This is a genomic window from Niveispirillum sp. GW835-FHT14G11 (assembly GCF_058793615.1).
Window position 1 is genome coordinate 248,154 of record NZ_JBXAFZ010000005.1, and the last position, 26,951, is coordinate 275,104.

At 66.0% G+C, this 26,951-nt stretch carries 16 protein-coding genes; 10 read left to right on the top strand and 6 right to left on the bottom strand.

The window, feature by feature from the left end:
- Positions 1–90: 90 nt before the first annotated feature.
- Entirely contained in the window at positions 91–3,474 is a 3,384-nt protein-coding gene (locus tag AC1Q7F_RS11770; RefSeq protein ID WP_492506943.1) for a TonB-dependent receptor, read from the bottom strand.
- A 400-nt stretch (positions 3,475–3,874) separates the two neighbouring features.
- Positions 3,875–5,395 carry an MFS transporter gene (locus tag AC1Q7F_RS11775; RefSeq protein WP_492506945.1) on the bottom strand — a complete coding sequence of 507 codons (1,521 nt, stop codon included), beginning with the start codon at positions 5,393–5,395 and terminating at the stop codon, positions 3,875–3,877.
- Between the two features lie 59 nt (positions 5,396–5,454).
- On the opposite strand from AC1Q7F_RS11775, the gene AC1Q7F_RS11780 reads away from it, so the two are divergent.
- The 6 genes from AC1Q7F_RS11780 (at position 5,455) to AC1Q7F_RS11805 (ending at position 13,469) form a co-directional block, all read left to right on the top strand.
- Complete coding sequence (locus tag AC1Q7F_RS11780; protein WP_492506947.1) at positions 5,455–6,468, top strand: substrate-binding domain-containing protein; 1,014 nt, start codon at positions 5,455–5,457, stop codon at positions 6,466–6,468.
- 231 nt (positions 6,469–6,699) lie between these two features.
- On the top strand, positions 6,700–7,929 hold the full coding sequence (locus AC1Q7F_RS11785) for an alginate export family protein (RefSeq protein WP_492506949.1): 1,230 nt from the start codon (positions 6,700–6,702) through the stop codon (positions 7,927–7,929).
- A 70-nt stretch (positions 7,930–7,999) separates the two neighbouring features.
- Entirely contained in the window at positions 8,000–9,964 is a 1,965-nt protein-coding gene (locus AC1Q7F_RS11790; protein ID WP_492506951.1) for a methyl-accepting chemotaxis protein, read from the top strand.
- A gap of 488 nt (positions 9,965–10,452) precedes the next feature.
- Positions 10,453–11,763, top strand: coding sequence for a CmpA/NrtA family ABC transporter substrate-binding protein (locus AC1Q7F_RS11795; protein WP_492506953.1), 1,311 nt, complete (start codon positions 10,453–10,455; stop codon positions 11,761–11,763).
- Between the two features lie 21 nt (positions 11,764–11,784).
- Positions 11,785–12,657 carry a nitrate ABC transporter permease gene (gene ntrB / locus AC1Q7F_RS11800; protein WP_492506955.1) on the top strand — a complete coding sequence of 291 codons (873 nt, stop codon included), beginning with the start codon at positions 11,785–11,787 and terminating at the stop codon, positions 12,655–12,657.
- A 14-nt stretch (positions 12,658–12,671) separates the two neighbouring features.
- The gene (locus AC1Q7F_RS11805) at positions 12,672–13,469 is read left to right on the top strand and encodes an ABC transporter ATP-binding protein (RefSeq protein ID WP_492506957.1); all 798 of its coding nucleotides are present in this window, start codon (positions 12,672–12,674) and stop codon (positions 13,467–13,469) included.
- A 238-nt stretch (positions 13,470–13,707) separates the two neighbouring features.
- Here AC1Q7F_RS11805 and AC1Q7F_RS11810 read toward each other — a convergent pair whose 3' ends face one another.
- The 3 genes from AC1Q7F_RS11810 to AC1Q7F_RS11820 are packed head-to-tail and all read right to left on the bottom strand — an operon-like array spanning position 13,708 to position 16,628.
- Positions 13,708–14,715: a CmpA/NrtA family ABC transporter substrate-binding protein gene (locus AC1Q7F_RS11810; RefSeq protein ID WP_492506959.1), complete on the bottom strand. Its 1,008-nt coding sequence runs from the start codon at positions 14,713–14,715 to the stop codon at positions 13,708–13,710.
- Positions 14,716–14,717: 2 nt separating this feature from the next.
- Positions 14,718–15,305 carry an ANTAR domain-containing response regulator gene (locus AC1Q7F_RS11815; protein ID WP_492506962.1) on the bottom strand — a complete coding sequence of 196 codons (588 nt, stop codon included), beginning with the start codon at positions 15,303–15,305 and terminating at the stop codon, positions 14,718–14,720.
- Positions 15,306–15,311: 6 nt separating this feature from the next.
- A complete protein-coding gene (locus tag AC1Q7F_RS11820) occupies positions 15,312–16,628 on the bottom strand; it encodes a NarK family nitrate/nitrite MFS transporter (protein ID WP_492506964.1) in 1,317 nt (438 codons plus the stop codon).
- A 538-nt stretch (positions 16,629–17,166) separates the two neighbouring features.
- On the opposite strand from AC1Q7F_RS11820, the gene nirB reads away from it, so the two are divergent.
- The 4 genes from nirB (at position 17,167) to cysG (ending at position 24,264) form a co-directional block, all read left to right on the top strand.
- Positions 17,167–19,653, top strand: a complete 2,487-nt coding sequence (nirB, locus tag AC1Q7F_RS11825; protein ID WP_492506966.1) for a nitrite reductase large subunit NirB — start codon at positions 17,167–17,169, stop codon at positions 19,651–19,653.
- A gap of 6 nt (positions 19,654–19,659) precedes the next feature.
- Positions 19,660–19,983, top strand: coding sequence for a nitrite reductase small subunit NirD (nirD, locus tag AC1Q7F_RS11830; protein ID WP_492506968.1), 324 nt, complete (start codon positions 19,660–19,662; stop codon positions 19,981–19,983).
- 206 nt (positions 19,984–20,189) lie between these two features.
- Complete coding sequence (locus AC1Q7F_RS11835) at positions 20,190–22,835, top strand: nitrate reductase (protein WP_492506969.1); 2,646 nt, start codon at positions 20,190–20,192, stop codon at positions 22,833–22,835.
- Complete coding sequence (cysG, locus tag AC1Q7F_RS11840) at positions 22,810–24,264, top strand: siroheme synthase CysG (protein WP_492506971.1); 1,455 nt, start codon at positions 22,810–22,812, stop codon at positions 24,262–24,264. Before AC1Q7F_RS11835 ends, cysG begins: the two co-directional genes overlap by 26 nt.
- Before the next feature lie 131 nt (positions 24,265–24,395).
- On the opposite strand, the gene AC1Q7F_RS11845 is transcribed toward cysG, so the two are convergent.
- Complete coding sequence (locus AC1Q7F_RS11845; protein WP_492506972.1) at positions 24,396–26,789, bottom strand: glycoside hydrolase family 2 TIM barrel-domain containing protein; 2,394 nt, start codon at positions 26,787–26,789, stop codon at positions 24,396–24,398.
- Positions 26,790–26,951: the final 162 nt, after the last annotated feature.

The following is a 26,951-nucleotide window of genomic DNA, read 5'->3' on the forward strand; positions in this document are numbered from 1 at the left end:
GCTGACTGAACCCCATCAGCCCAAGTTTTCGCAAAGGTCCCATAAAAAAGGGGGCGCCGCGGAGGGAGTACGCGGCGCCCCTGGGGAGGATCAGAACTTCACGCGGGCACCGACCTGGACGCGGCGGTCGGCCTTGCCCCAGTTGGCATCCTTGTAGACGGGTTTGGCCCCCGGCGTGGCGGCGCTGTCACCGAAGATCTGCTGCTGATAGACCGTCTTGGTATCCAGCAGGTTGGAGCCTTCGATGGCCACTTCCAGGTTCTCGCTGATGGAGTAGCGGATGGACCCATCCAGGAAACCTGCCGCCTTCTGGAACACCGGCAGGCCGATGCAGCAATCCAGATTGTTGGTCAGGAAGCGCGACCGCCAGTTATAGGCAAGGCGTAATCCGATCGGCCCCTGCTCATACAGTCCGACGATGTTGTAGGTGTGCTTGGAGATGCCGGCCAGCTTGTGGCTGTCGATGACCGCACCGCGACCGCCCGACACGTCCAGCCCAGCACCGAAGCCGCCGGTACCGCCGGCATCCAGCGCACCCTGGGTCACCAGATTGGAATTGTTGATCCCCGACTGATCGACATAGGTGTAGTTCACCTGCATGCCCAGCCCGTTCCAGATGCCGGGCAGGAAGTCGAAGAAGGTCTGGTAACCGGTTTCGAACCCGTACAACTCGCCCCCGCCCTTCTGGTTGCGCGGACCGCGCATGATCACGGTCTGGGTGGAGGTACCGTTGGTGAATTCGCGGACGAACTCGCCGTAGGAGATGGAATTGCGCAGCTTTTTGTAGAAGCCACCGAAGGAGAACAGGCCGCTCTTGCCCAGGTAATATTCATAGGCCAGATCGAACTGGTCGGCCTTCAGCGGCCGCAAGCCGGCATAGCCGGATTCCGCCCGGAAGACGAAATTGTACCCGGTGACCTGACCGGCGGCATTCTTGATCAGGTAGGGCGAGCTGGCCGTGGTGTCGATCACCGGCGTCTGGATGGAGACGAAGTTGCGCAGCAGGCCGAAATCCGGCCGCGCCATGGCACGCGACGCCGCGAAGCGGATATACTGGTCATCATCCAGCCCGAAGCGCACATTGAAGCTGGGCAGGATGTTGGTGTAATCGGTCTTGAAAGTGTTGGCCGTGCCGCCGCCATTGGCAAAGGCCAGGATGGCAGGCGTCAGGGAGCAGGCGGGGTTGACCACCGCACCCGGCGGCAGGGTGGCGCCGCACGGCGTCTGCTGCAACTGCACCAGGGCCGTGTTGGTGGGGAAGCCGACGCTGCCCTCACTGTCGATCTTGGTCTGGACCAGGCGCGCGCCGATATTACCGTCCACGGTGATGCCGTTCAGGATCGTCATGTCGCCGCCGCCGAAGCGCAGCATGGCATAGCCGGCGTTGGTCTTCTCCTGAACATGCATGACTTCCGACGGCAGGAAGCAGCTTCCGGACGGCAGGCCTGCACGGTCGCAGATCGGCGCCCAGCCCATAGGCGAGTTGGTGGTGGGACCGGACAGCGACTGTACCAGCCGGTCACGGTCCTTCAGCACGTCGCGGCTGAGATAGACCAGCCCGCCATTGGGATAGACGTCGCCATTGTAGAAATCGTCACCCAGATCGACCGTATCCCAGATGCCGGCACCATAGCCCTTGAAGGGCTGGCCGTTGCCGCAGCCGGCGGGATAGGTGCCGCCCGTGCTGTCAGCGTTGAAGCCGGGGCCGTTGCAGTTCCAATTAGCGGCCACGGGCGACCAGTTGAAGGTGGAATAGCGCACCGTCTGCTTGCGGTCGGCATGGCGCACGCCGACCTTCAGCGAGTTCAGCCAGCCATCGGCGGCGTCCAGATCATAGGTGGCGTCGCCCCGGAACGCCGTTTCCTTGGCGTCATTGTCCTCCAGATGCGCCTGGATGAAGGGGATCCAATAATTATGCGGGTTGGACAGGCCGCCCTGGGCATAATTGACGTTGGAACCGGGGCTCATCACCACCTGCGGCACCCCGTCCTTGCCGACGGAATATTGCATGTTGGCCATGGAGCCGGTGGCGACCAGGATATCGTCATTGGTGGTCGATGCCGTGATGCGCTGCGCGTCGAAACTCGTATGCAGCCGGTCGGTCACGTCCCATTTCACATTGAAGGAAAGATCCTTGGTCCCTTCCCGATGGTCGAAATTGCGCGCCTCGTTCTGGAAATACAGGCCGTCCTGCAACGTGGTGCAGGTAGCGCCCGTGCCGCAGAAATTCACGAACGGCTGGCCGGGAACGGCGGAGCCGGTATTGATGGCGTCCTGCAAACTGTCCCACGATCCGCGCCAGGAACCGTGCCCCTGGGTCAGCAGGCCGCTTTCCAGCATGCCGTCGGCGCCGAACTTCAGGGAAGGCGACCCGGTTGCCGGGCCGATGATGCTTGTGCTGCGCGGCCGGAAGGCGGACGAGCCATAGGCACCACCATCCAGGATCACGTGGCTGGCATTTTCCAGCCAGGCATTGTGATACTTGGATTCCATGTACTGCACGGTGGCCTGGAAGCTGCCATCCGGACTTTCATACTGGCCGGCGGCCGAGATGCCGCGCCGCGTGCGGTCGTAATCGACCAGCGAATAGCGGATACCGTCGGGCATATAGGCCCAGCCCGTGCCGCCGAACGGGTTGGCCGTGCAGGCCACGCTGCCATCGGCCGACACCACGGCGTTGCCGGCGGCATTGGTGGCGCCGGCCGAGCAATAGGTGTTGATCTTGTCCATGATGACGCTTTCCGTCCGCGTCACCACATCGGAATGGGCGTAATTACCCAGCAGGCCGAACTTGCCGGCATCTGTGTCCCAGACATTGCTGATCAGGCCGGAATATTCGCCCGTCCATTTCTTGGACCGGTCGCCATAGCTGCCCTTGATATTGCCGGCGATGGCCAGCCCGTCGCTGTCGAACGGCAGGCGGGTGCGCAGATTGACCGTGCCGGCGATGCCGCCCTCGATCATGTCCGCCGTCTGGTTCTTGTAGCTGTCGACGCCGGCCATCAGTTCCGGCGACACATCGTTGAAGTTCAGGCCGCGATAGCTGTCGGCCGAGAAACTGTCACGGCCGTTGAATTCCGTGCGGACCTGCGGCAGGCCGCGGATCAGGACGCTGGTCGCCTCGCCCGACGGATGCGTGCTGTCATCGGCCGATTGCAGGCGCGAGACGGTGATGCCGGGCACGCGCTGCAGCGCTTCTGACACCGACTTGTCGGGGAAGGCGCCGATATCGGTGGCGGTGATGCTGTCCACCACCGTGCCGGCATTGCGCTTGATATCCAGCGCACTTTCCAGGGCGGCGCGCACGCCGACCACGACGATTTCCTCCAGCACGGGTGCGGCTTCGGCCTTGGCATCGGCGGCGGGCGCCGTCTGGGCCTGGGCACCATGGGCGCCGGCAAAGGCCAATGCGAGCAACGAAACGCCGCCGCGCAGCCACAGACCGCGGCCGCGGTTGATCTGGTGATCCTTCACTTCCTGCTTCCTCCCCTTATTCAGGCTTTTAGCACCCAGCCCCTACGGACCCGGCAGACCCTGAGATGACGATCCCCACCATCCCATGCCAGGATAGCCCGTCGTCTTGTTTGCGTAATTTTGCGCAAACTTGCGTCAGCTGCAAGCGCAAAGTTTCGAGGGAGTGTTGATTTTTATTATATATTTGATTTCATTGTATAATATTTGCACACAACATCCCAATTCCGTCGTTCAAATCCTGTGATTCCCGGCAAAAATCCCAGTTTTAAATCATGAATTAATGCAAAATTTGCGTAAGCATGTGCAGCAAACAAGCCCCGTAGGTCAGGTCGAGCGAAGCGAGCCATGACAAGCGATGGCGCCAATGGCGTCAGGGCTCGGGCTTCGCCCTCGACCTGACCTACGGCTTTTCGTTCCGGGGAATGGCCAGGGTGCAGAGCGCCGCCAGTACCAGCGACACGGCCGCCAGGGTCAGGGCATGGATGGCCTGACCGCCGAGCACCCGGCCGACCAGCGGACCCAGGATGGTGGCGGCCACCAGTTGCGGCAGCACCAGGAAGATATTGTGGATGCCCATATAGACGCCGGCCTTGTGCGGCGGGATGGCGCTGGACAGCATGGCATAGGGGATGGACAGGATGGCGGCCCAGGCGACGCCGATAGCGACCGCCGGCAACCACAGCCACACGGGATCGTCGATCACCTGGAACCCCGCCAGCCCCAGCGCCCCCAGCAGCAGACAGACGGCATGACAGGCCCGCCGCCCCACCCGTTCGGCAAAGGCCGGCAGGGCCAGGGCCGCCAGCGCGGCGACCCCGTTGTACCCGGCGAACAGCACACCCACCCAGTCGGCCCCCGCGTTATAGGCGGCGGAGGCCGCATCACCGGTGCCGTAATGACGGGCGGCCACGGCCGGCACCGTATAGATCCACATGGCGAACAGCCCGAACCAGGTGAAGAACTGCACCAGGGCCAGCCGCTTCAGCATCGCCGGCATATGCAGGATATCTTCCACGATCTCCAGCATGCCCAGCGACGCCGCCCCCCGGCGGCGCGCCCAGGCCACAGCGATCTGCGCCAGACCAAACGCAACCGCCAGCCCAGCGATGAAATGGATTTCCCGCTCCTGCCCCGTGGACAGGGCGAAACCGGTCAGGGCACCGCCCCCGGCCATCCACAGCGCGCCGCCGCGCAATCCCCGGTCACCACGGGATGCGGGCGCGCCCACACCCCGCACCGGGGGCCGCGCAGAGGGTCGTTCCGGTGTGGTCACCACCGTCCAGGCCACCGCCACAAGCAGGCACAAGGCGCCCACATAGAAGGCCGCCCGCACCGATTGCGGCAGCGCCTCACCATCGACGCGCACGCTCATCCCGAACCAGCGGGCCATGACCCAGGGCAGGATGGAGGCGAAAACGGCACCGGCCCCGATGAAGAAGACCTGGGTGGCGAATCCGCGCGTGCGCTGTTCATCGGGCAGCGTGTCGGCCACCAGGGCGCGGAACGGTTCCATGGCGATGTTGATGGCGGCCGTCAGCAGCCACAGCGTCATCGAACAGGCCCAGAGTGTGCTGGCATTGGGCATGGCGAACAAAGCCAGCGCCGACAGCATGGCCCCGGCCAGCAGATAGGGCCGCCGCCTGCCCAGCGGCGTCCAGGTCCGGTCGGACAGCCAGCCCACGATGGGCTGCACCAGCAGGCCGGTGATCGGGGCCGCGATCCACAGGATCGGCAGGTCGGCGATATCGACGCCCAGCGCCTGGAAGATGCGGCTGGTATTGACATTATGCAGGCCCCAGACGATCTGCACCCCGAACAGGCCGCAGCACATGTTCCAGATCTGGCGGGTGGACAGCAGCGGCCGGCCCACAGGCGTGCCGCCACCGGGGGCGGCCCCGGCGCTCTCGTCACTCGCTTGCAATTTCCCCCCTCCCATGCGCTATGCTGCCGCGCTTTCCTTTTCCGGCAGCTTTGACCCTGATGGCCGTGTCCGGCAACTCCAAAACCACACTTGAAGATCTGGCAAAGCTGGCCGGCGTTTCCGTCGCGACCGTATCGCGCGCGCTGAACGACCATCCCACCATCAGCACGCGCACCAAGCAGCGCATCTGGGCGCTGGCGCGCGAACATGACTACCCGTTCCGCCACTACATGCCGGCCAGCCCCATCGGGGCGGAGGGATCGATTGCCATCGTCACCCCGTTCGTGCATGGCAAGCCGCTGCCCCTGTCGCACCCGTTCTTCCTGGAACTGCTGGCCAATATCGGGGAAGCGGCCCGCGCCCGCGACTGCGACTTCACCGTCAGCCATGTGGCACCGGCCAACTTCGAGGACCTGGTGGCCACGGTGACCACCAGTCGGGCCAGCGGCGTCATCTTCTTAGGACAAGGCACCCTGCACGAGGCGTTCAACCGCCTGGCCGGCACCAATGCCCGCTTCGCCGTCTGGGGCGCGCAGCTTCCCGGCCAGGAATATTGCACCATCGGGTCAGACAATCTGCAGGGCGGGCGCCGGGCCACGCTGCATCTGGCCCGGCTGGGCCGCAAGCGCATCATGTTTCTGGGCGGCAACGACCCGGAGGCGCAGCATCGCCGCAAGGGCTATTGGGAGGCGCTGGCCGAAAGCGGGCTGGAAGCCGACCCCAAGCTGGATATCGCGGCGGAGTTCGAACTGGAATCGGCCGAAGCCGCCGTGGGCCGCCTGCTGCGCCGGGGGGGCCAGTTCGATGGCGTGGTGGCCGCATCCGACCTGATCGCGCTGGGTGCCATGCGGGCCTTGCGCCGCAGCGGCCTGTCGGTGCCACGCGACGTGTCGGTGGTGGGTTATGACGACATGCTGCTGGCCCGGCTGTCCACCCCGGCGCTCACCACCATCCGCCAGGATACGGCCGAAGCCGGGCGCAAGCTGGTCTCCCAGATCCTGGACCCGCTGACCGACCACCGCGCCGAACTGCTGCCCACGGAGCTGATCGTGCGCGAAAGCTGTGGCGCCTGATCGCGCACATGCCATGCTGCACTGCCCCTAAAATGGGCGGCTGCTTCACGAGTTATCAGGCAATCAGCGCTTCGCACCTGCGGCACAGGAATTGCTGATGGTTAACACGGCGTGAGACCAATGGCGGTTTCCCCTTCATAGGGCCGGTTCACCGGCCCACCGGACAATGGCGTCTGAACGCCCGGGATGATCCCCGGGCTGTTTAGGCGCCTTTTTTTATTGGAGCCTCAGATGACGACGCGGAAAAACGCGCGCACCCTGTCCCTGCTGATCCTTGCCCCGGTCCTGTCGCTGGCCGCCCTTCCATCGGCGGCGGCCGATGCCGCCGCCCTGGTCAAGGACGGCAAGTTCCTGCTGGATTTCCGCTACCGCCTGGAGGATGTCGATCAGGCCGGCCTGCCGCAGGACGCCACGGCCCATACGGTCCGGGTCCGCTCCGGCTTCCAGACCGGCAAGATCAACGGCTTCTCCCTGCTGGCCGAAGCCGAGACCATCGCCCATATGAACCAGGCATTCAATGACAGCCTGAACGGCAAGACCCGCCGACCCGTGGTCGCCGACCCCGATGGCATGGAACTGAACCGCCTGCAGATCGACTATACTGGCATCACCAAGACCACCGTCACCGTGGGCCGCCAGCGCCTGAACCTGGACAATCAGCGCTTCATCGGCGCCGTCGGCTTTCGCCAGAACGAACAGACGCTGGATGCGGTCAAGATCAACAGTCAGGCCATCGACAAGCTGGACCTGACCTATGCCTATGTGGCCCAGGTTAACCGCGTTTTCGGGCATAAAAGCCCCCAGGGCGAGTTCGAGGGTGACAGCCACCTGTTCAATGCCGGCCTGACCCTGGCGCCCTATGCCAAGGTGACCGGCTATGCCTATCTGCTGGATCTGGAGGAACAGCCACTTCTGTCCACCGCCACCTATGGCGGGCGGGTGTCGGGCAAGGTCATGCTCGACAAGGTCGCCCTGACCTATGCCGCCGACTACGCGCACCAGAGCGATTATGAGACCAATCCGCGCGATATCTCGCTGGATTATGTCGGGTTGGAAATGACCGCCACCTATGCAGGCCTGTCGGTCGGCGGCGGGTACGAAAGCCTGGAGGGCGACGGCGTGCGCGGCTTCGCGACACCGCTGGCCACATTGCACAAGTTCCAGGGTTATGCCGACGTCTTCCTGACCACGCCCGCCAATGGCATCGATGATGCCTATGGTCGTATTGGTTACGAAACGAAACTCGACTGGGGTCGCATCACCGGCTTCTCCGCAGCACTCTGGTATCATGATTTCGAAGCCGAAAGGATAAACCTGTCCTATGGCAGCGAGGTCAACGCCGAAGCCTCGTTGAAGCTGGGCCCGAAGGTCACGATCAGCAGCAAATATGCCGATTATGACGGTGACGGCGCCTTTGCCGACCGCCGGAAATTCTGGCTGTCGCTGGAATACACCTACTGATCCCACCGGGCCGCCCATCCCGGCGGATGGGCGGCCGCCTTGCCCGCGTCCTCGCGGTGGAGCATCCGCCATGCCCGACTTTCCCCACCTTGCCGCCCTACGCTTCCTGATCTCCGCCCGTGCCCAGCGGCTGGACCGGTTGAAACGGCTGGCGCGGCTCTGTTCGCTGGTCACCGACATCGGCGGGTTGGTGCATGCGCTGCAACGGGAACGCGGCACCACCAACCTGCATCTGGGGGCGCAGGACGACAATGGCTTGCCCGACCTGATGGCCAGACGGTCGGAGACGGACCGGGCGATGGATCGGGTATGGACGGAACTGGCCGGTATCGATCCGCTGGGCTGGGAAGGATCGCTGACCGGATGCCTGCGTTTCGCCCGCCGCGCGCTGCTGGACCTGCCGCATCTTCGGGGCCGGATCACCGACCGGCAGGTGGATCTGCGCACGGCCACGCTCACCTATTCCGCCTTGGTGGAGGCCCTGCTGGCCGTCGTCACCGCCGTGGCGGGGATCAGCACCGACAATCCCCTGTCGCGCGCCCTGACCGCCCTGCTGAACTTCATGCGCGCCAAGGAATTCGCCGGCCAGGAACGTGCCGTGGGCGCCGCCGCCCTGACGGCCGGGCAGTTCGACGCCACCCGCTTCCGCCGCATGGCACAACTGGAGGGCGCGCAGAAACAGGCGCTGGGCCTGTTCGCCGACCATGCCGATGCCGGCCAGCGCGCCTTTCTGGACACTACGCTGCAAGGTCCGGATTGCGCGCAGGTCGATGCGTTGCGCAGCCTGCTGCGCGACACCGGCCCCAACCGGCCCGTTACCGCCATGAGTGCCGGCCAATGGTTCGCCGCCGCCACCGGCCGCATCAACCGGCTGAAGCAGGTGGAGGACCGGCTGATCACCGACCTTGAAAGCCTGTGCGATGACCGTATCGCCGAACTGGGTGCGGAACTGACGGCCCCCATCGCCGGCGCGCCGGTGCATCTGCGCCTGTTTGCCTGGTTGCTGGGCAGGCGGCTGCGCCGGGCCGGTGACTGGTCGGAACGGGTGGCTGACGGTATGTCCACGCTTGACCGCACCCACTTGCCGCCCTGGCTGGCCAGCGCCCTGGATCTGGTAACGGGGGATATCGATCCCGACCTGTCGCCCGCCGCCCAGCAGCAGCGCGAACGCCAATGGGCCGAGGCCAACCGTGAGGCGCTGGAGGCGGTGATCGACCGGTTCAGCCAGCAGCATGAACAGGCACTGTCGATCATGGCCAACCATGCCGGCTTCATCCAGGGCGATGCCCGCAGCATGGCCGACCTGGCTGGCCGCAATGCCCGCCATTCCCTGACCATGGCCAGCGCCTCATCGCAGACGCGCGGCGGGGTGGAGGCGGTGGCCGAGGCCGCGGGTTCGCTGTTGCTGTCCATCCGCGACATCAATGCCCAGGCGGGCCAGGCCCTGTCGGTATCGGCGCAAGCCGTGGCGGAGGTGCAGCAGACTCACCGCGCCGTGGAAGGCCTGACCGATGCCGCCCGCAATATCGGCCGCATCGTGGAGATCATCGGCGACATCTCCGGCCAGACCAACCTGCTGGCGCTGAACGCCACCATTGAGGCGGCGCGGGCGGGGGAAGCCGGCAAAGGCTTCGCCGTTGTGGCGGGCGAGGTGAAGAGCCTGGCCAACCAGACCGGCCGTGCCACGGACGAGATCGCCGGCCGGATCGAGGAGATGCAGGCTGCCACCGGTGCTGCCGTCACCGCCATCGGCGCCACCGCCGCCAAGATCGAATCCATCGCCAGCCTGATCGCCGGTATCGAGGCCGCCTTGCTGCGCCAGCGCCAGGATACCGAACGCATTGAGGAGAATATGCGCAGCGTCGCCGAGAGCGCCGCCGACATCGACAGCGTCGTGGAGGATGTGGCCCAGGGCGCCGACCATATCGGCCGCATGACCGGCAATGCCCTGTCGGCCACGGGGGAACTGTCGCGACTAGTGGACAGTCTGCGCGATGGGTTGGAGGGGTTCGTCACCCGCGTGCGGGCCGCCTGATCCCCTGTCAGGCTTTCCCGCACCCCTTCGAAGGGCGGCCGGTGCGACCCGGCCGCCCTTTCTTTTTTGCGCGACGTTGCCCAAAAAATCGCCACTCCACCGCACTGCACAAATCCGCGCCATCATCGCCCTTATCTTGGGCGAGTTTTCCGCCACGACTTTGAGCAAATGACGCGGCATCCGCACCGAAACTATAGTTAACCAGCTGATAATATAGGAAACATGAATCACCCCGCCACACGCCCGGCATTTGGCACGCATTTCGCTATGCAGGGATCACACACGCGGTTCGGGGCGATGCTGCTCCTTTCCCAGGCTGGCAGCAGCCAGGGCCGCGTGTGCCGAATTCGCGGCTCCCATGGCGGGACCGCCTGGAGCAAAGGCGCTCCGATGGTAAGCATGGCCGCTTCTTGCGGGCCCTGCCTGCTGTCGGAGCGCCTTTTTGTTTTTCACCCCCCGGCCATGGCCGGAAAAGGAGCCCGACAGACATGAGCCAGTCCGACACCCCCTTCGCCGGCCTGACCCGCCGTTCGCTGCTGACGACCACGGCCAGGGCCGCCGGTGCCGCCGCCTTGCTGACGGCGGCGCGCGCCGCATTGCCAGGTGGTGGTGCCTGGGCCGCGGCAGCACCGGAGGTGACGGGCGCCACCCTGGGCTTCATCGCGCTGACCGACAGCGCGCCGCTGATCGTGGCCAAGGTTAAGGGCCTGTTCGCCAAGTACGGCATGCCCGACGTCAATGTCGTCAAACAGGCCAGCTGGGGCACGACCCGCGACAATCTGGAGCTGGGTGGAGCGTCCGGCGGCATCGACGGCGCCCATATCCTGACGCCCATGCCCTATCTGATGTCCACGGGCAAGGTGACGAAGAACAATCAGCCGCTGCCCATGCAGATTCTGGCCCGGCTGAACACCAACGGTCAGGGCATCTCCGTCGCCACACGCTACAAGGAACTGGGCGTCACCACCAAGGCCAAAGGCCTGAAGGAGGCCTTCGCCAAGCAGAAGGCGGAGGGTAAGGAGGTGAAATGCGCCATGACCTTCCCCGGCGGCACGCATGATCTGTGGCTGCGCTACTGGCTGGCCTCCAATGGTATCGACCCGGACAAGGATGTCTCCACCATCGTGGTGCCGCCGCCGCAGATGGTGGCGAACATGAAGGTCGACACGATGGAGGCCTTCTGCGTGGGCGAGCCCTGGAATGCCCAGCTCGTGAACCAGAATATCGGCTATTCAGCCCTGACCACCGGCGAAATCTGGCACGATCATCCGGAAAAGAGCCTGGGCATGCGCACCGACTGGGTGGAAAAGAATCCGAACGCTGCTAAGGCCCTGCTGGCCGCCGTGCTTGAAGCCCAGATCTGGTGCGACAAGCCGGAGAACAAGGCGGAGATGTGCCAGATCGTCTCCGGTCGCGAATGGTTCAAGGTGCCGGTGGAGGATATCCTGGCCCGGTCACAGGGAACGTTCGACTATGGCGACGGCCGGGTTGTCAAGAACAGCCCCGAACTGATGAAATTCTGGTCCAATCATGCCTCCTACCCGTTCCAGAGCCATGATCTCTGGTTCCTGACGGAGGATCAGCGCTGGGGCTATCTGCCGGCCGACCTGGACACCAAGGCACTGATCGCCAAGGTCAATCGCCAGGACCTGTGGCGCGATGCCGCCAAGCTGGCCGGCGCCACCGACGCCCCCGCCGGCACCTCGCGCGGCATCGAGAAGTTCTTCGATGGCCGCAGCTTCGATCCCGCCAACCCGGCGGCCTATCTCGCATCGCACGACATCAAGCGTATCGCCTGAGTTTTGGGGAGGAACAAACACATGTCGACGATCAGCGAGAATAGTGCCGTCGGGCGGGTGCAGGGTGGCGGCGGCTTCACCGCCCTTGCCGCCACCCTGCAACGTCTGCCCGTCCTGGCCTGGACGAAATTCCGTGAAAGCCTGCCTTTGCTGGTGGCGCTCCTTGTACTGCTGGGCATCTGGGAACTGGCCTGCCACGGGACGGGTGCGTCGTTGCCGCCGCCTTCGCGGGTGGTAAGCGATACCTGGGAACTGATCATCGATCCGTTCTTCGACAATGGCGGCGTGGACAAGGGCCTGTTCTGGCACCTGTCCGCCAGCCTGAAGCGGGTGGCCATCGGCTTTGCCCTGTCATCGGTCACCGGCATCGCGCTGGGCGTGCTGGTCGGACAGTCCAGCCTGGCCTATCGCGGGCTGGACCCGATCTTCCAGGTGCTACGCACGGTACCGCCGCTGGCCTGGCTGCCCATTTCGCTGGCGGCCTTCCGCCATGCCGATCCGTCGGCCATCTTCGTGATCTTCATCACCTCGATCTGGCCGATCATCCTGAACACCGCCGTGGGCGTGCGCCAGATCCCGCAGGATTATCGCAATGTCGCCCGCGTCCTGCGCCTGTCACCGCTGGAATTCTTCTTCCGCATCATGATGCCAGCCTGCGTGCCCTTCATCTTCACCGGCCTGAAGATCGGCATCGGCCTGTCCTGGCTGGCCATCGTGGCGGCGGAAATGCTGATCGGCGGGGTGGGCATCGGCTTCTTCATCTGGGATGCCTGGAACAGCTCGCTGATGAGCGAGATCATCCTGGCTTTGGTCTATGTCGGCCTGGTCGGCTTCATCCTGGACCGCATCATCACGCTGATCGGCAACCGTGTCGCCGGCCGCAAGGTCGGCTAACAGAGGATACCGTCATGACCGCTCCCTATCTCTCGCTGGAAAATGTCGGCATGGATTTCACGGTCGGCGGCCGTACCTTCCATGCCGTGACCGACGTGAACCTTTCCATCGAACGCGGCCAGTATGTCTCCATCATCGGCCATTCCGGCTGCGGCAAGTCCACCCTGCTGAACATCGTCGCCGGCCTGACCCGCTGCACCGCGGGCGGCGTCATCCTGGATGGGCAGGAGGTGGACAGCCCCGGCCCCGACCGGGCCGTAGTGTTCCAGAACCATTCCCTGCTGCCCTGGCTGACCGCATACCAGAATGTGCGGCTGGCCGTGGACAAGGTGTTCGGATCGACCAAAAGTGCCGACCAGCGCCATGACTGGACCCTGCACAATCTGCGGCTGGTCCATATGGACCATGCCGTGGACAAGCGCCCGGACGAGCTGTCGGGCGGCATGAAACAGCGCGTGGGCATCGCCCGTGCGCTGGCCATGGAACCCAAGGTACTGCTGATGGATGAACCGTTCGGCGCCCTGGACGCCCTGACCCGTGCCCATCTTCAGGACACGGTGATGGAGATCCAGACCCGCCTGAACAGCACCGTCATCATGATCACCCATGATGTGGACGAGGCGGTGCTGCTGTCCGACCGCATCGTGATGATGACCAACGGCCCGTCCGCCACCATCGGCGAGGTGTTGACGGTCGACCTGCCCCGCCCCCGGCGGCGGTTGGACCTGTCGGACGATGCCCGCTATATCGGCTACCGGGCGTCGGTGCTGCGGTTCCTGTACGAACGGCATGCGAAACCGGAAGCGGCTTGAAGCTATCCTGTGAAAAAGGGGGATGGAACCGTGGTTTCATCCCCCTTTTCAATTCCCTCTCCCGTCATACCGGCGTAAGCTGGTATCCAGCGCAGAGCGGCGTCAGCCGCGACATGGGCTATATCGGCGCTAACCGCGCCTCTACACCAGGCCCCGGCTTGCGCCGGGGGTGACGGTGGATATATGTGAGCTCCGGCAGCCCAAACTGTCGCAAGAAAAACGGGAAGGGCGACACAGGTCACCCCACCGCCTCGTCATACAGGTCCGGTCGCCACACCGCCGCCGCCAGTGCCTCGCGGTCGGCATCGGCCAGGTCCAACTGCCCCGCCGCCGCCATCTCCGCCAGCAATTGCAGCGCATCCGCCGGGTCCGGGCGGTTGCGGTCGGGGGCCGGGATCGCGCCTTTCAGCGTCAGTTCGATCAGGTCGGCGGACAGGCCGACATGCCGCGCCTCGGCCAGCAGCCGGGCCAGTTCCTCCCGGTTGCCCGGATCGCGACACCAGTCGGCGGCCTTGACCATGGCGCGGATCAGGGCGGCGGCCTGGGCCGGATTCTCTTCCGCCCAGTCGGCCCGCAGACCCAGCACCTTCTCCAGCCCGCCAGGCCTGATATCGGCCTTGGTGACGGCCACGCGACCAACGCCGCGCTGCACCGCCCGCTGGTTCCAGGGCTCGCCCGCGCAATAGCCGTCGATCCAGCCGCTGGCCAGGCTTTCCACCATGCGGGGCGGCGCGACGACGCCGATATTCACCTCGCACCGCCCGTCGATCCCGCCATCGGCCAGCCATTTCAGCAGCTCATAATGGTGGCATGAGAAATGGAAGACGGTGACGAAGGACAGCGGCGGCTTGCCCGCCGCCCGGTCGGCATCGATGATGGGGCGCAGCGCCCGGGCCCGCAGGGCCGGCGGCCCCGCCATGATCTCGGGTGCTACCGCCTGCATCCGCTCATACAGGTCCAGCGACAGGGTGATGGCATTGTTGCCCAGGCCCAGCGACACCGGCACCAGCAGACCCGTGGCCGGCACCCCGGCAATGCCCTGGTGCAACGCCAGCGCCAGGGGCGCCAGGATGTGGGCGGCATCGACCAGCCCGAAGGCCAGCCGGTCGCGCAGCGCTGCCCAGGAGGGGGCGCGTTCCAGCACCAGATCGATCCCCTCTGCCGCCGCAAAGCCGCGTTCGGCCGCCACGACGGGAATGGCGCAATCCACCAGGGGCGCGAAGCCCAGCTTGACGATATCGGCCATTCTTACAACTCCATCTCGAAGGCGGTGATCACGCTCTGCGCGATGTCGGACAGTTTTCGGTTCTGCTTCATGGCCGTGCGGCGCATCAGGTTGTAGGCATCCTCCTCATTCAGGCCGCGATGCTTCATCAGCAGGCCCTTGGCCTTTTCCACCTGCTTGCGGTCCTGAAGCTTGGCCTGCGCCTCGTCCCGCTCCCGGCGCAGCCGGTCGAAGGCGTTGAAGCGGGTAATGGCCGTCTCCACGATCGGCTTGATCCGGTCCTGGCGCAGACCATCGACGACATAGGCGGAAACACCCGCCTCGATCGCGGCATGGATCATGTGGCTGTCGCTCTGGTCCACGAACATGGCGATGGGCCGCTGCACCACGCGGCTGACCTGGAACATCTGTTCCAGCGTGTCGCGATCGGGGTTCTCCAGATCGATGATGATGACATCCGGCGCCAGGGCCTGGATACGGGCCAGCAGGTTGACCGACGGGCCGATGGTGCTGACCCGCACCCAGCCCGCCTCCACCAGCCCGCGCTCCACCACCGACGCGCGGTCGGGATTGCCGTCGATGATCAGGATGTTGGGTTCGTTATTGGCCAATAGGTCTCACTCCGCGGGCACGGGGACGACGCCCCGCACCTCCTCCACCGCACCCTCATGGAACCGGATCAGCAGCGTGGGCAGGGACGCGCAGGTCACCGCCATGCCCAGATACAGCAGCCCTTGCTGATAGCTGATCCCGTCGGCCTTGAACAGGAAGCCGGCGGCCACCGCCCCCATATTGCCCCCGGCCCCGACCACGCCCGACACAGCGCCCAGCGCCTTGCGGTTCACGAACGGCACGATGCCGAACGTCGCCCCGCAGCCCATCTGCACGAACAGCGAGAATAACAGCATGGCGGCGATGGCCACCCATAGCACCGACATTTGGGAAAACACCACCAGCGCCACCCCCTCGGCGAACAGCACCAGGAACAAGAGCCGCACGCGCGCCGGCAATCCCGCCCGGCTCCCCCAGCGGTCGGACAGCCAGCCGCCCAAGGTGCGGGCAAACAGGCTCATCGATCCGAACAGGCCGGCGATGATGCCGGCCGTGGCCAGGTCCAGCTTGAATGTATCGAAGAAATAGATGGCGGCGATGTTGTGCAGGGTCAGTTCCACGCCGAAGCAGGCACCATAGGCGATGAACAGGGCCCAGACCCGGACATCGCGCAGCACGGTCAGGAACCCGCCCTTTCCCCGCACCCCGCCGGCCGGCGGCAGACGCCCCGCCGCTCGCAAATCCTTGAAATCGCCATCCGGGCAATCCTGGGTGAAGCGCCAATAGGCCAGGGCCGCCACCAGCAGCACCAGCCCCGGCACCACCATGGCCAGCCGCCAGGCATGATGCTTGTCCACGCCCAGGAACAGGATGCCGGCCAGCACCAGCGGCATCACCATCTGGGTGATGCCGCCACCCAGATTGCCCCAGCCCGCCGTGGTGGCATTGGCCGTGCCCACGACGTTCGGCGCGAACATCACCGACGTGTGATACTGGGTGATGACGAAGGCCGCCCCGATGGCGCCGATGGCCAGACGCGCCAGCAGGAAGGTCTCGTAACTGTCGGCCAACCCCACCGCCATGACCGGGATCGAGCCCAGGGCCAGCAGGCCGGTATAGGTGCGGCGTGGCCCGAACCGGTCGCACATCGGCCCGATGATCAGGCGTACGGCCACCGTGATGGCCACCGATGCGATCATGATGTTGCCGATCTGCCCCTTGCTCAGGCCCAGATCGTCGCGCACCACGGCCATCAGCGGTGCGATGCCGAACCAGCCGAAGAAACACAGGAAGAAGGCGAACCATGTCATATGGAAGGCCCGCATCTGCACGCTTTTCAGTGTGAACAGGTCGATGCGGCTGGCCTTGTTGCGGATATCCATCTTTTAAAGCCCTTGGGGTCCGGGGCCGTCCGTCCGGGTCGTTCCCGTCGCGGCCGGCCATGCGTTGCGGCGGTGGCCCCTGCCCCCGCCCTGCCTGGTCGCCCGCCGTTGGACGATGGAATATCCCTGCCTCGGGACGCCCCTGCCTTCGCAATGCCCGTGCCATAGGGGGAACCGCGGAATTCCGCCGTCGCGACACCGGGGGCGCCTTCGCATTTGCACAAAAATGCATCACGTCAAGATCACTGCCTGAAATTTTAGCAGCAATGCCTGGGCCCGCCCCCTGGATGAGGGCGATGATTCAAATAAAATCAATTACTTAACCGGTTGGCACGCCGTTCGCTATAGGACAAGCGAGACAGGGCGATGGAGCCCGGCCTCACGTCTGCCCTTGAGGGCGGCACCTATAGGGGTCCAAGGCCGGGCCCCACCGGATAATGGCGTCCGAACGTGTAACGATCCCGCGAGGCGGGGCGATGCACGGTCGGGCGCCTTTTTTATTGCGCTTTTTTTGCGCAGAGCCCTGGAGAGCCAGACCATGACCCCCATCTCCATCCCCCCGGCCTCAAACCATTCCCCCCTTGGGCGACCCCGGCTGGTCGTCATCGGCAACGGCATGGCCGGCATCCGCGCCGTGGAGGAGCTGCTGCAGCGCGCCCCCGACCGGTACGAGATCACGGTGTTCGGCGCCGAGCCGCGCGTGAACTATAACCGCATCATGCTGTCCCCGCTGCTGTCCGGCGAAAAGACGTTCGACGAGATCGTCATCAACGATCTGGACTGGTACGCGACCCATGGCGTGAAGCTGGTGGCCGGCGACGCGATCGAGATGATCGACCGCGACCGCCAGGTTGTGGTGGCCAAGTCGGGGTTGGAGACGCCCTATGACCGGCTGCTGATCGCCACCGGCTCCATGCCCATCGTCATTCCCATCCCCGGTGCCCGCCTGCCGGGTGTGGTCACCTTCCGCGACGTGGATGATGTGGATGCGATGCTAGCGGCATCGGCCAGGGGCGGGCATGCGGTCGTCATCGGCGGGGGATTGCTGGGGCTGGAGGCAGCGGTCGGCCTGAAGGCACGGGGGATGGCGGTCACCGTCCTGCATCTGGCCGGGCATCTGATGGAACGCCAGCTGGATCAATCCGCCGGGCACCTGCTGGCCAGGGAACTGGAACGGCGCGGCCTGACGGTGCTGACCAGTGCCGACACCGCCGCCATTCTGGGCGACACCCATGTCACCGGCGTGGCGCTGAAGGATGGCACCAACCTTCCGGCCGATCTGGTGGTGATGGCCGTGGGCATCCGCCCCGACACCCGGCTGGCCGCCGCCGCCGGGCTGGAGGTCGGGCGCGGCATCATGGTCGATGACCATATGGTCACCAACGACCCCGCCATCACGGCGGTGGGCGAATGCGTGCAGCATCGCGGCAATTGCTACGGTCTGGTGCAGCCGCTGTTCGAAATGGCAAAGGTGCTGGCCGATCATCTGGCCGGAAAGCAGGCGGCGGGTTACGCCGGCTCCGTCACCTCCACCAAGCTGAAGGTGACCGGCGTCGACGTATTCTCCGCCGGCGATTTCTCCGGCGGGCCGGGGACGGAGGATATCGTGTTCCGCGATGCCGGGCGCGGCGTCTATAAGCGCATCGTGCTGGCAGATGGCCGTATCAAGGGCGCGGTGATGTATGGCGATACCGCCGACGGCGCCTGGTATTTCCAGATGCTGAAGGCCGGGGAGGATGTGTCGGGCCTGCGCGACACGCTGATCTTCGGCCAGGGCTACGGGGCGAAGGAAGGCGGTGCCGCAAACCCTACCGCCGCCGTTGCGGCGCTGCCTGATACGGCGGAAATCTGCGGCTGCAACGGCGTCTGCAAGGGCACCATCGTCAAGGCCATCACCGAGAAGGGCCTGACCAGTCTCGATCAGGTGAAGGCGACCACCAAGGCGTCGGCGTCGTGCGGGTCCTGCACCGGTCTGGTGGAGGGGCTGCTGGCCCACACGCTGGGCGGTGAATATGAAGCCGCCGGCGTCAAGCCGATGTGCAAATGCACGGACCACGACCATGATACTGTCCGCCGCCTGATCCGCGTGCAGGCGCTGAAATCCATTCCGGCCGTCATGCAGGCGTTGGAATGGAAGACGCCCGATGGCTGCCATTCCTGCCGCCCGGCGCTGAACTATTATCTGCTGGCCAACTGGCCCGGTGAGTATCAGGACCATGCCGCCAGCCGCTTTGTGAATGAACGCGTGCATGCCAACATCCAGAAGGACGGCACCTATTCGGTCGTGCCGCGCATGTGGGGTGGCTTGACCAACGCCAAGGAACTGCGCGCCATCGCCGATGTGGTGGACAAGTTCGACATCCCCACGGTGAAGGTGACGGGTGGCCAGCGCATCGACCTGCTGGGCATCAAGAAACAGGATCTGCCCGCCGTCTGGGCCGACCTGAACGCCGCCGGCATGGTGTCGGGCCACGCCTATGGCAAATCGCTGCGCACCGTGAAGACCTGTGTCGGTTCCGACTGGTGCCGGTTCGGGACCCAGGCGGCGCTGAAGGTCGGCGTCGATCTGGAGCGCATGACCTGGGGTTCCTGGACCCCGCACAAGTTCAAGATGGCCGTGTCCGGCTGCCCGCGCAATTGTGCGGAAGCCAGCATCAAGGATTTCGGCGTCATCGCCACCGATGGCGGCTTCGACCTGCTGGTCGGCGGCAATGGCGGCATCAAGCTGCGTGGCTGCGACCTGCTGGTCAAGGTCACGACGGAAGAAGAGGTGCATGAATATTGCGGCGCCTTCATGCAGCTCTATCGGGAAGAGGCGCATTACCTGGAGCGCACCGCGCCCTGGATCGAACGCGTCGGGCTGGATTTCGTGAAGACCCGCATCGTGGACGATGCCGATAACCGCCGTGCCCTGCACCAACGCTTCCTGGCCAGTCAGCGCCACGCCCAGGACGACCCCTGGGCGGAGCGCGCCCCCGGCATGCCCGCATCCCGTGATTTCCAAGCCCTCGCCACCGTGGAGTGAGCCGCCATGCACCATCCCCTTGAATGGAAGGATATCGGCCCCCTGTCGGAAATCCCGGTCCAGGGTGCCCGCCGTGTCGAACACAAGGAAGGCCGTATCGCGGTCTTTCGCACCATCGACGACCAGGTCTTCGCCCTGCGCGATGAATGCCCACACAAGAAGGGGCCCTTGTCGGAGGGCATCGTCCACGGCCATGCCGTGACCTGCCCCCTGCATAATTGGGTCATCGACCTGGCCACGGGTTACGCCACGGGGCCGGATGAAGGCTGTACGGGGCGTATTCCGGCGCGGCTGGTCGATGGGCGGGTGCAGTTGGGGTTGGTGGCGTAGGGCCGCCATCCCATCCCTCCACCGTCATCCCCTCCATTTTCCCGCCTCCCCGGCGAAGGCCGGGGCCTAGGGGCCAAACGTCCGACCTGTCAGCCGCTTTCAACCATACAACCCCGGCCGTAGCGCTCGTGGCCCCTGGGCCCCGGCCTTCGCCGGGGAGGCGGTAGAGAGAAGACGGGAAAAGCAGCAATCCAACCGGAGCCCTCATGTCCAACCCTGAAATCCGCACCACCTGCCCCTATTGCGGCGTCGGCTGCGGGCTGGTCGTCAGCCGGGCGCGGGATGGCTGGGTGGTGGGCGGCGATCCCGACCATCCGGCCAACAAGGGCCGCCTCTGTTCCAAGGGGGCGGCCCTGATCGACACGGTGAACGCGGAGGCCGGCGGCGACGTCCGCCTGCTCTATCCGGAGGTGGACGGCCAGCGCGTCGCCTGGGACGAGGCCACCGCCGCCGTCGCCACCCGCCTGTCGGCCACCATCGCCGACCATGGCCCCGACGCGGTGGCCTTCTATGTCTCCGGCCAGTTGCTGACCGAAGATTATTACGTCGCTAACAAGTTGCTGAAGGGCTTCATCGGCAGCCCGCATATCGACACCAATTCCCGTCTCTGCATGGCCTCCACCGTCGCCGGGCATAAGCGCGCCTTCGGGGCCGATGTGGTGCCCGGCTGTTATGAGGATCTGGAGATCGCCGATCTGGTGGTGCTGGTCGGCTCCAACCTCGCCTGGTGCCACCCGGTGCTGGCCCAGCGTCTGCGCGCGGCCAAGCGTGACCGAGGGACGCACGTGGTGCTGATCGATCCTAGAGGCACCGCCAGTTCCGATCTGGCCGACCTGCATCTGGCCCTCAAGCCTGGCAGCGACGTGGCCCTGTTCAATGGCCTGCTGGCGCATCTGGATCGGGCCGGCGCCATCGACCGCGCCTATGTGATGCGCCATGTCTCCGGGCTGGCGGCGGCCTTGGAAACGGCGCGGGAGGATGCGGCCAATGTCGCGGAAACCTGTGGCCTGGACCCGGCTGACCTCAACACCTTCTATGACTGGTTCACCGCCACGCCGCGCACCGTGACGGTGTTCAGCCAGGGCGTGAACCAGTCCAGTCGCGGCACCGACAAGGTCAACGCCATCATCAATTGCCACCTGGCCACCGGCCGCGTCGGCAAGCCCGGCTCCAGCCCCTTCTCCGTCACCGGCCAGCCCAACGCCATGGGCGGGCGGGAGGTCGGGGGTCTGGCCAACCAGCTGGCCGCCCATATGAACCCCGACGACCCGGCCGACGTGGACCGTCTGCGCCGCTTTTGGAGCGCCCCTTCACTGAAGGGCGGCCAGGGACTGAAGGCCGTGGACATGTTCCGCGCCATCCGGGAGGGCCGGATCAAGGCCCTGTGGATCATGGCCACCAACCCCGCCGTCAGCCTGCCCGAGGCCGATCTGGTCCGCGAGGCGCTGCGCCTCTGCCCCACGGTGATCGTGTCCGACATGGTGGGCAGCACCGACAGCCTGGATTTCGCCCATATCCGCCTGCCGGCCCTGGGCTGGGGGGAGAAGGACGGCACCGTCACCAATTCCGAACGCCGCATCTCCCGCCAGCGCCCGTTCCGCGCCGCACCAGGGGAGGCGAAGGCCGATTGGTGGATCATGTCCAAGGTGGCGGCGGCTATGGGTTTCGGGCGCGATTTCGCCTGGCGCAATCCGGGCGAGATTTTCCGCGAACACGCCATGCTGTCGGGGTTCGAGAATGACGGTGTGCGCGCCTTCGACATCGCCGCCTGGAGCAAGACGCGTGAGGCGGATTATGCCGTCATGCAACCCTTCCAATGGCCGATGCCGGCCGGGGCCACGCGCGGGATGGAGCGGATCTATGCCGATGGCCGCTTCACCCATGGCAATGGCCGCGCCCGCATGCTGCCCGTCCGGCATGTGCCGCCGGTGGAACGCGCCTCGCTGCGCTTTCCGCTGATCGCCAATACCGGCCGCTATCGCGACCAATGGCACACCATGACCCGCACGGGCCTGTCCGCCCGCCTGTCTTCCCACCGGCCGGAACCGCTCTTGGAAATCCATCCCCAGGATGCGGCGGCGGCCGATGTGATGGAAGGCGAGCTGGCCCGGATCATCAGCTTGCAGGGCGACGCCGTGCTGCGCGTGGCGATTACCGAGGCGCAACGGCCGGGCCAGGTGTTCATCCCTATGCACTGGTCCGACACGTTGTCGGCCCGCGGTGGCATCGGTCGCCTGATCGCCGGCCATGTCGACCCGATCTCCGGCCAGCCGGAAAGCAAGCATGTGCCGATAAGGGTGGAACGGTTCATCACCCAATGGTCCGGCCTGTTCTTCACCACCCGCAAACCCGACCTCTCCGCCCTGTCCTATTGGGTGCGGCAGGAGGCGGGGCCCTGCCGCATCTATGAGCTGGCGGGCGACGCGGCCCCCCTGCCCGGCGGGCTGGGCGATTGCGAGCTGCTGGAATTCACCGACCCGGCGCGGGAGATCACCCGTCAGGCCTGGCTGCGGGATGGCAAGCTGGTCGCGGCGCTGTTCCGCGCACCCGAACGCCCCGACCTGGCCCGCGACTGGCTGCGCGACCTGTTCGCCAAGCCCACACTTTCCGCCACCGACCGCGCCCGCCTGCTGGCCGGCCGCGCGCCGGAGGCCGAAGGGACGGATGACGGGCCCACCGTCTGTTCCTGCCATTGCGTCGGCCGCAACAAGATCGCGGCAGCCGTGGCCCAGGGCCGCGCCTGTTCGCTCGCCGATATCGCCCGCCTCACCGCCGCCGGCACCGGCTGCGGTTCCTGCATTCCCGAGATCAAGGAGATCCTGCGCCATGCTGCACCTGTCGTCGCGGCCTGATCCGGCGAACCCGATGCCGTATTTCCCGATCTTCCTGGACCTGCGCGGCCGTACCGTGCTGCTGGCCGGCGGCGGGGAAGCATCGGCGTCCAAGGCCCGCCTGCTGGCCCGCGCCGGGGCTGACATCCTGCTGGTGGCCGCCAGCCTGTGCGATGAGATGGCGGAACTGCTGGAAACCGGCTTGATCGGCCGGCGGGAGATGAGCTTCCGGCCCGACCTGCTGGACGGGGTGGTCATCGCCATCGACGGGGCGGGCGATCCCGATCTGACCGACCGCATCCGCTCCGCCGCCTTTTCCCGCAACGTGCCGGTCAATGTCGTGGACGTACCGGAACAGTGCGATTTCACCGTGCCGGCCATCCTGGATCGCTCGCCCGTCATCGTCGCCGTCTCCACCGGCGGCGGCGCCCCGGCCTTGGCCCGCAACATAAGGCAGAGGTTGGAGGCGGCGATCCCTGCCGGCTATGCCGGTCTGGCCCGCGCCGCACAGCGCGCCCGGACATCGGTGCGAGGCGCCCTGTCCACCACCCGCGACCGCCAGCGTTTCTGGGACCGCGTGCTGTCCGGCATCATCGCCGACCGGCTGATGGCGATGGAGGAGGATGCGGCCATCGCGGAGATCGGGGCGGAGCTTTCACGCTTCATCGCCGGCGGGCGCGATCAGGGCAGAAGCGTCACCCTGGTCGGTGCCGGCCCCGGCGATCCCGGCCTGCTGACCCTGCATGCCGCCCGCGCCATCGGATCGGCCGACATCATTCTGCATGACGCGCTGGTGCCCGACAGCATCCTGTCGCTGGCAAGGCGGGAAACGCGACTGGTGTCGGTGGGCAAGCGCGCCGGCTGCCGTTCCGTGCCGCAGGAATTCACCAACCGGCTGATGGCGGCCTGCGCGAAGAAGGGTATGCGCGTCGTGCGGCTGAAGGGCGGCGACCCGTTCATCTTCGGCCGGGCGGGGGAAGAAGCGGAATTCCTGCGCGACCGCGGCGTGGCGGTGACCGTGATCCCCGGCATCACCGCCGCTTCAGGTGCCGCTGCCCAGTTGGGCCTGCCGCTGACCCATCGCGGCGTGGCAAGGTCGATGCGCGTCGTCACCGCCCATTGCCGCACATCGACGGAGACCGAGGGCATCGACTGGGTGAAGCTGGCCGATCCCGGCACCACCTTGGCGCTCTATATGGGGCGCGAGCGGCTGGGTGAAATATCCGCCAGCCTGATCAATGCCGGCCTGCCGCCCGACACACCCGCCGCCCTGGTGGCCAATGCCTGCCGCCCGGATGCCGAGGTGCGGTTCGCCAGCATCAAGGATCTGCCCAGCGCCCCGGCCCTGAGCGACCCCGGCGCCCCCAGCCTGATCCTGGTCGGGGATGCCGTGGCCCATGCGCCGGGTTGGGCGGCGGTGAATGTGGAGCGGGTCAGCGGTGCGGCGTGAGCCTCTGTGCTGTGAGGGTTTCAGCAATATCCACCGTCACCCCGGCGAAGGCCGGGGTGACGGTAGAGAGAGTGGCAACGAAGGTGCCCAAGACTTTCGCGGGGGAGGCAATTAAGGACGGACCTCGATTATCACGACCCCGCCTTGATCGTCACCACGCCCGGCTTCAGCCCCTCGCCGCTCACCGTCACCTTGATCTTCCCCTTCTCCTCCGTCGCCCGCACCATCACCAGCGCCCGCCCGTTCCAGGCCTTGCGCTGGGCGGAGGAAAAGGCCGTGTGATCGGTGGGGGAGCCATTGTCGACGGCGGCCAGCGTCCCGGCTCCCTCCACGCTGACCGACAGGGAATGCGCCGCATCGGGCACCCGGGTGCCCTTGGCGTCCACCACCTCCACCCGAACGAAGCCGACATGGTCGAAGCCGGGGGTCAATGCCTCCTGCTCCGCCACCAGCTTCACCCCCACCGCCGGCCCGGCCGTGCGCAGCTCATGCTCCGCCACCTTCCGGCCGTCCGCGTCATAGCCCACGGCCCGCAGCGCGCCGGGGGCGAACGGCACCTCGAACTTGATGGCGCTGTCATCGGCATTGCGCGGTTTCCGACCCAGTGACTTGTTGTTCAGGAACAGTTCCACGGTGGGGGTGTTGGCCACGACCTCCACCTTTTCGACATGGTCACCCTTGTCGGCGGGCGTCCAATCCTCCAGCACGCCCGGCCCCTTGGGCTGCGGCATGGCCACGCCGACCATGGTAGGCAGTTCCGATGTGTCGATCACTTCCGTCACCCGTCGTGCCAGCCGCACCACGGGCGCGTCGGACCACCAGGACGCGCGTTCCCAGCCGATGGGCTTCACGACGTCGGTGCGGTCGACCAGCCCGGACGGGTTGGAGATGAAGGGCCAGCCGGCGCGATCCGCCTCGCCCAGATAATCGGCTCCCGTCCACAGGAACATGCCGGCATAGGGCCCATAATCGCGCACAGCCAGCCACGACCCCCGGTTCTTGGAATTCTCCGTGCCGATGATCATGCGCGTTGGCTTGTCCTTGTGCGCCTGGGTCAGCTCATTCTCGCGGTAATTCTGCCCCACCACGTCCAGCATGTCGGCCAGCCCGTTCTTATAGTCGCCCGAAGTGTTGGGCCGGAACAGCGCCATGGTCACGGGCCGCGTCGGGTCCTCGGCATGGAAAATGGCGTTCAGCCGCTCGATGATCGATTTGGCGACGATGGGATAGGGCGTGTCATGGATCTCGTTGCCGATGGACCAGAGCGCCACCGACGGATGGTTGCGGTCACGCCTGACGAAGTCGCGCGCGTCCAGGGACGACCAGTCGGTGAAGAACAGGTGATAATCCTGCGGGTTCTTGGCCACCGTCCACATGTCGAACGCCTCGTTCATCACCACCAGCCCCAGCCGGTCGCACAGGTCGAGGAATTCCGGCCCGAACGGATGATGGGCGGTGCGGATGGCATTCACGCCCAGCGCCATCAGCCCGCGCAGCCGGCGCTCATAGAAGGATAGCGGCACCGCCATGCCGAAGGCGCCGCCATCGGCATGGATGGCCACCCCCTTCAGCTTCACATTGCGGCCGTTCAGCCAGAAGCCGCTATCGGCGCGGAACTCCATCTGCCGCACCCCGAAGGCCGCGCTGTCCGTCTCCAGCACGGCGCCGTCATCGCCCACCACCGTCAGTTCGGCGCGATAAAGCCTGCCCTGGCCGATATCCCAGCGCAGGGGATTGGCGATGCTGGTCGCCGCCGACAGCTTGACCGACCGCCCGGCCGGCAGGGTCACCGGCTCCCCCGTCGCCGTGGCCACCGGGCGCCCGTCGGGACCGATGATCGTCACCGCCAGCCGGGCCGTACGGTCGGCCTTGCTGCGGTTGATGATGGCGCTTTCCACCGCCACCTGCGCCGACTCCGCGTTGATCACCGGCGTGCTGACCCGCGTACCCCAGCCATCGACATGCACATCGCCGGTCAGCAGCAGGCGGACAGGACGATAGATGCCGCCACCAGCATACCAGCGCGACGCTGGCTGGTTGGACGTATCAGCCCGCACGGCGATGACATTCTCCCCGTCGGCCTTCAGATGGTCGGTGATCTCATACCGGACGGAGGAATAGCCGTTGGGGCGGTGGCCGACATGCATGCCGTTGATCCAGACGCCGCCGCGTTCCATCACCCCATCCAGTTCGACGAATACGCGCTTGCCCTGGTCCGATACCGGCAGGGTGAAGCTCTTGCGGTACCAGGCGACACCCGTGGGCAGAAACCCGCCCGACCCGGTGGCCGGTGCATTCACATCGAACGGGCCGGCAATGGCCCAGTCATGCGGCAAATCCACCTTCACCCAGTCGGGCGCCCCACCGCCCACTGGCCCCTGGCGGCTTTCCGCACCGGCGATGTCGCCCTTGGCAAAGGTCCAGCCGGCATTGAAATCCCTGGCCTCTCCAGCATTGCCAGCGTTAGCATTGAGCAGGAGGCTCAGGCAGAGGGCCGTACCGGCCGCGATCACAGACTTGCGCATGTTCCAATCCCCAAGTTTGTCGGCCGTCCCTGAAGGATGCGGGCGGCCTTGTCGTTCACCGTCACCCGCCGGGGCCCGGCGGCATGCGGGGCACCCGCAGTGTCAGCAGCGTGCAGGGCCATGCCCGACGAACATGGCAGCCGGGACTGGCCCCATCGCATC

Coding starts and splice junctions, on each gene's coding strand:
- AC1Q7F_RS11780 (WP_492506947.1), top strand. CDS start 5,455: ATGGCCGTGTCCGGCAACTCCAAAACCACACTTGAAGATCTGGCAAAG.
- AC1Q7F_RS11790 (WP_492506951.1), top strand. CDS start 8,000: ATGCCCGACTTTCCCCACCTTGCCGCCCTACGCTTCCTGATCTCCGCC.
- nirD (WP_492506968.1), top strand. CDS start 19,660: ATGCACCATCCCCTTGAATGGAAGGATATCGGCCCCCTGTCGGAAATC.
- AC1Q7F_RS11795 (WP_492506953.1), top strand. CDS start 10,453: ATGAGCCAGTCCGACACCCCCTTCGCCGGCCTGACCCGCCGTTCGCTG.
- AC1Q7F_RS11805 (WP_492506957.1), top strand. CDS start 12,672: ATGACCGCTCCCTATCTCTCGCTGGAAAATGTCGGCATGGATTTCACG.
- cysG (WP_492506971.1), top strand. CDS start 22,810: ATGCTGCACCTGTCGTCGCGGCCTGATCCGGCGAACCCGATGCCGTAT.
- AC1Q7F_RS11835 (WP_492506969.1), top strand. CDS start 20,190: ATGTCCAACCCTGAAATCCGCACCACCTGCCCCTATTGCGGCGTCGGC.
- AC1Q7F_RS11820 (WP_492506964.1), bottom strand. CDS start 16,628: ATGGATATCCGCAACAAGGCCAGCCGCATCGACCTGTTCACACTGAAA.
- AC1Q7F_RS11810 (WP_492506959.1), bottom strand. CDS start 14,715: ATGGCCGATATCGTCAAGCTGGGCTTCGCGCCCCTGGTGGATTGCGCC.
- nirB (WP_492506966.1), top strand. CDS start 17,167: ATGACCCCCATCTCCATCCCCCCGGCCTCAAACCATTCCCCCCTTGGG.
- AC1Q7F_RS11845 (WP_492506972.1), bottom strand. CDS start 26,789: ATGCGCAAGTCTGTGATCGCGGCCGGTACGGCCCTCTGCCTGAGCCTC.
- ntrB (WP_492506955.1), top strand. CDS start 11,785: ATGTCGACGATCAGCGAGAATAGTGCCGTCGGGCGGGTGCAGGGTGGC.
- AC1Q7F_RS11785 (WP_492506949.1), top strand. CDS start 6,700: ATGACGACGCGGAAAAACGCGCGCACCCTGTCCCTGCTGATCCTTGCC.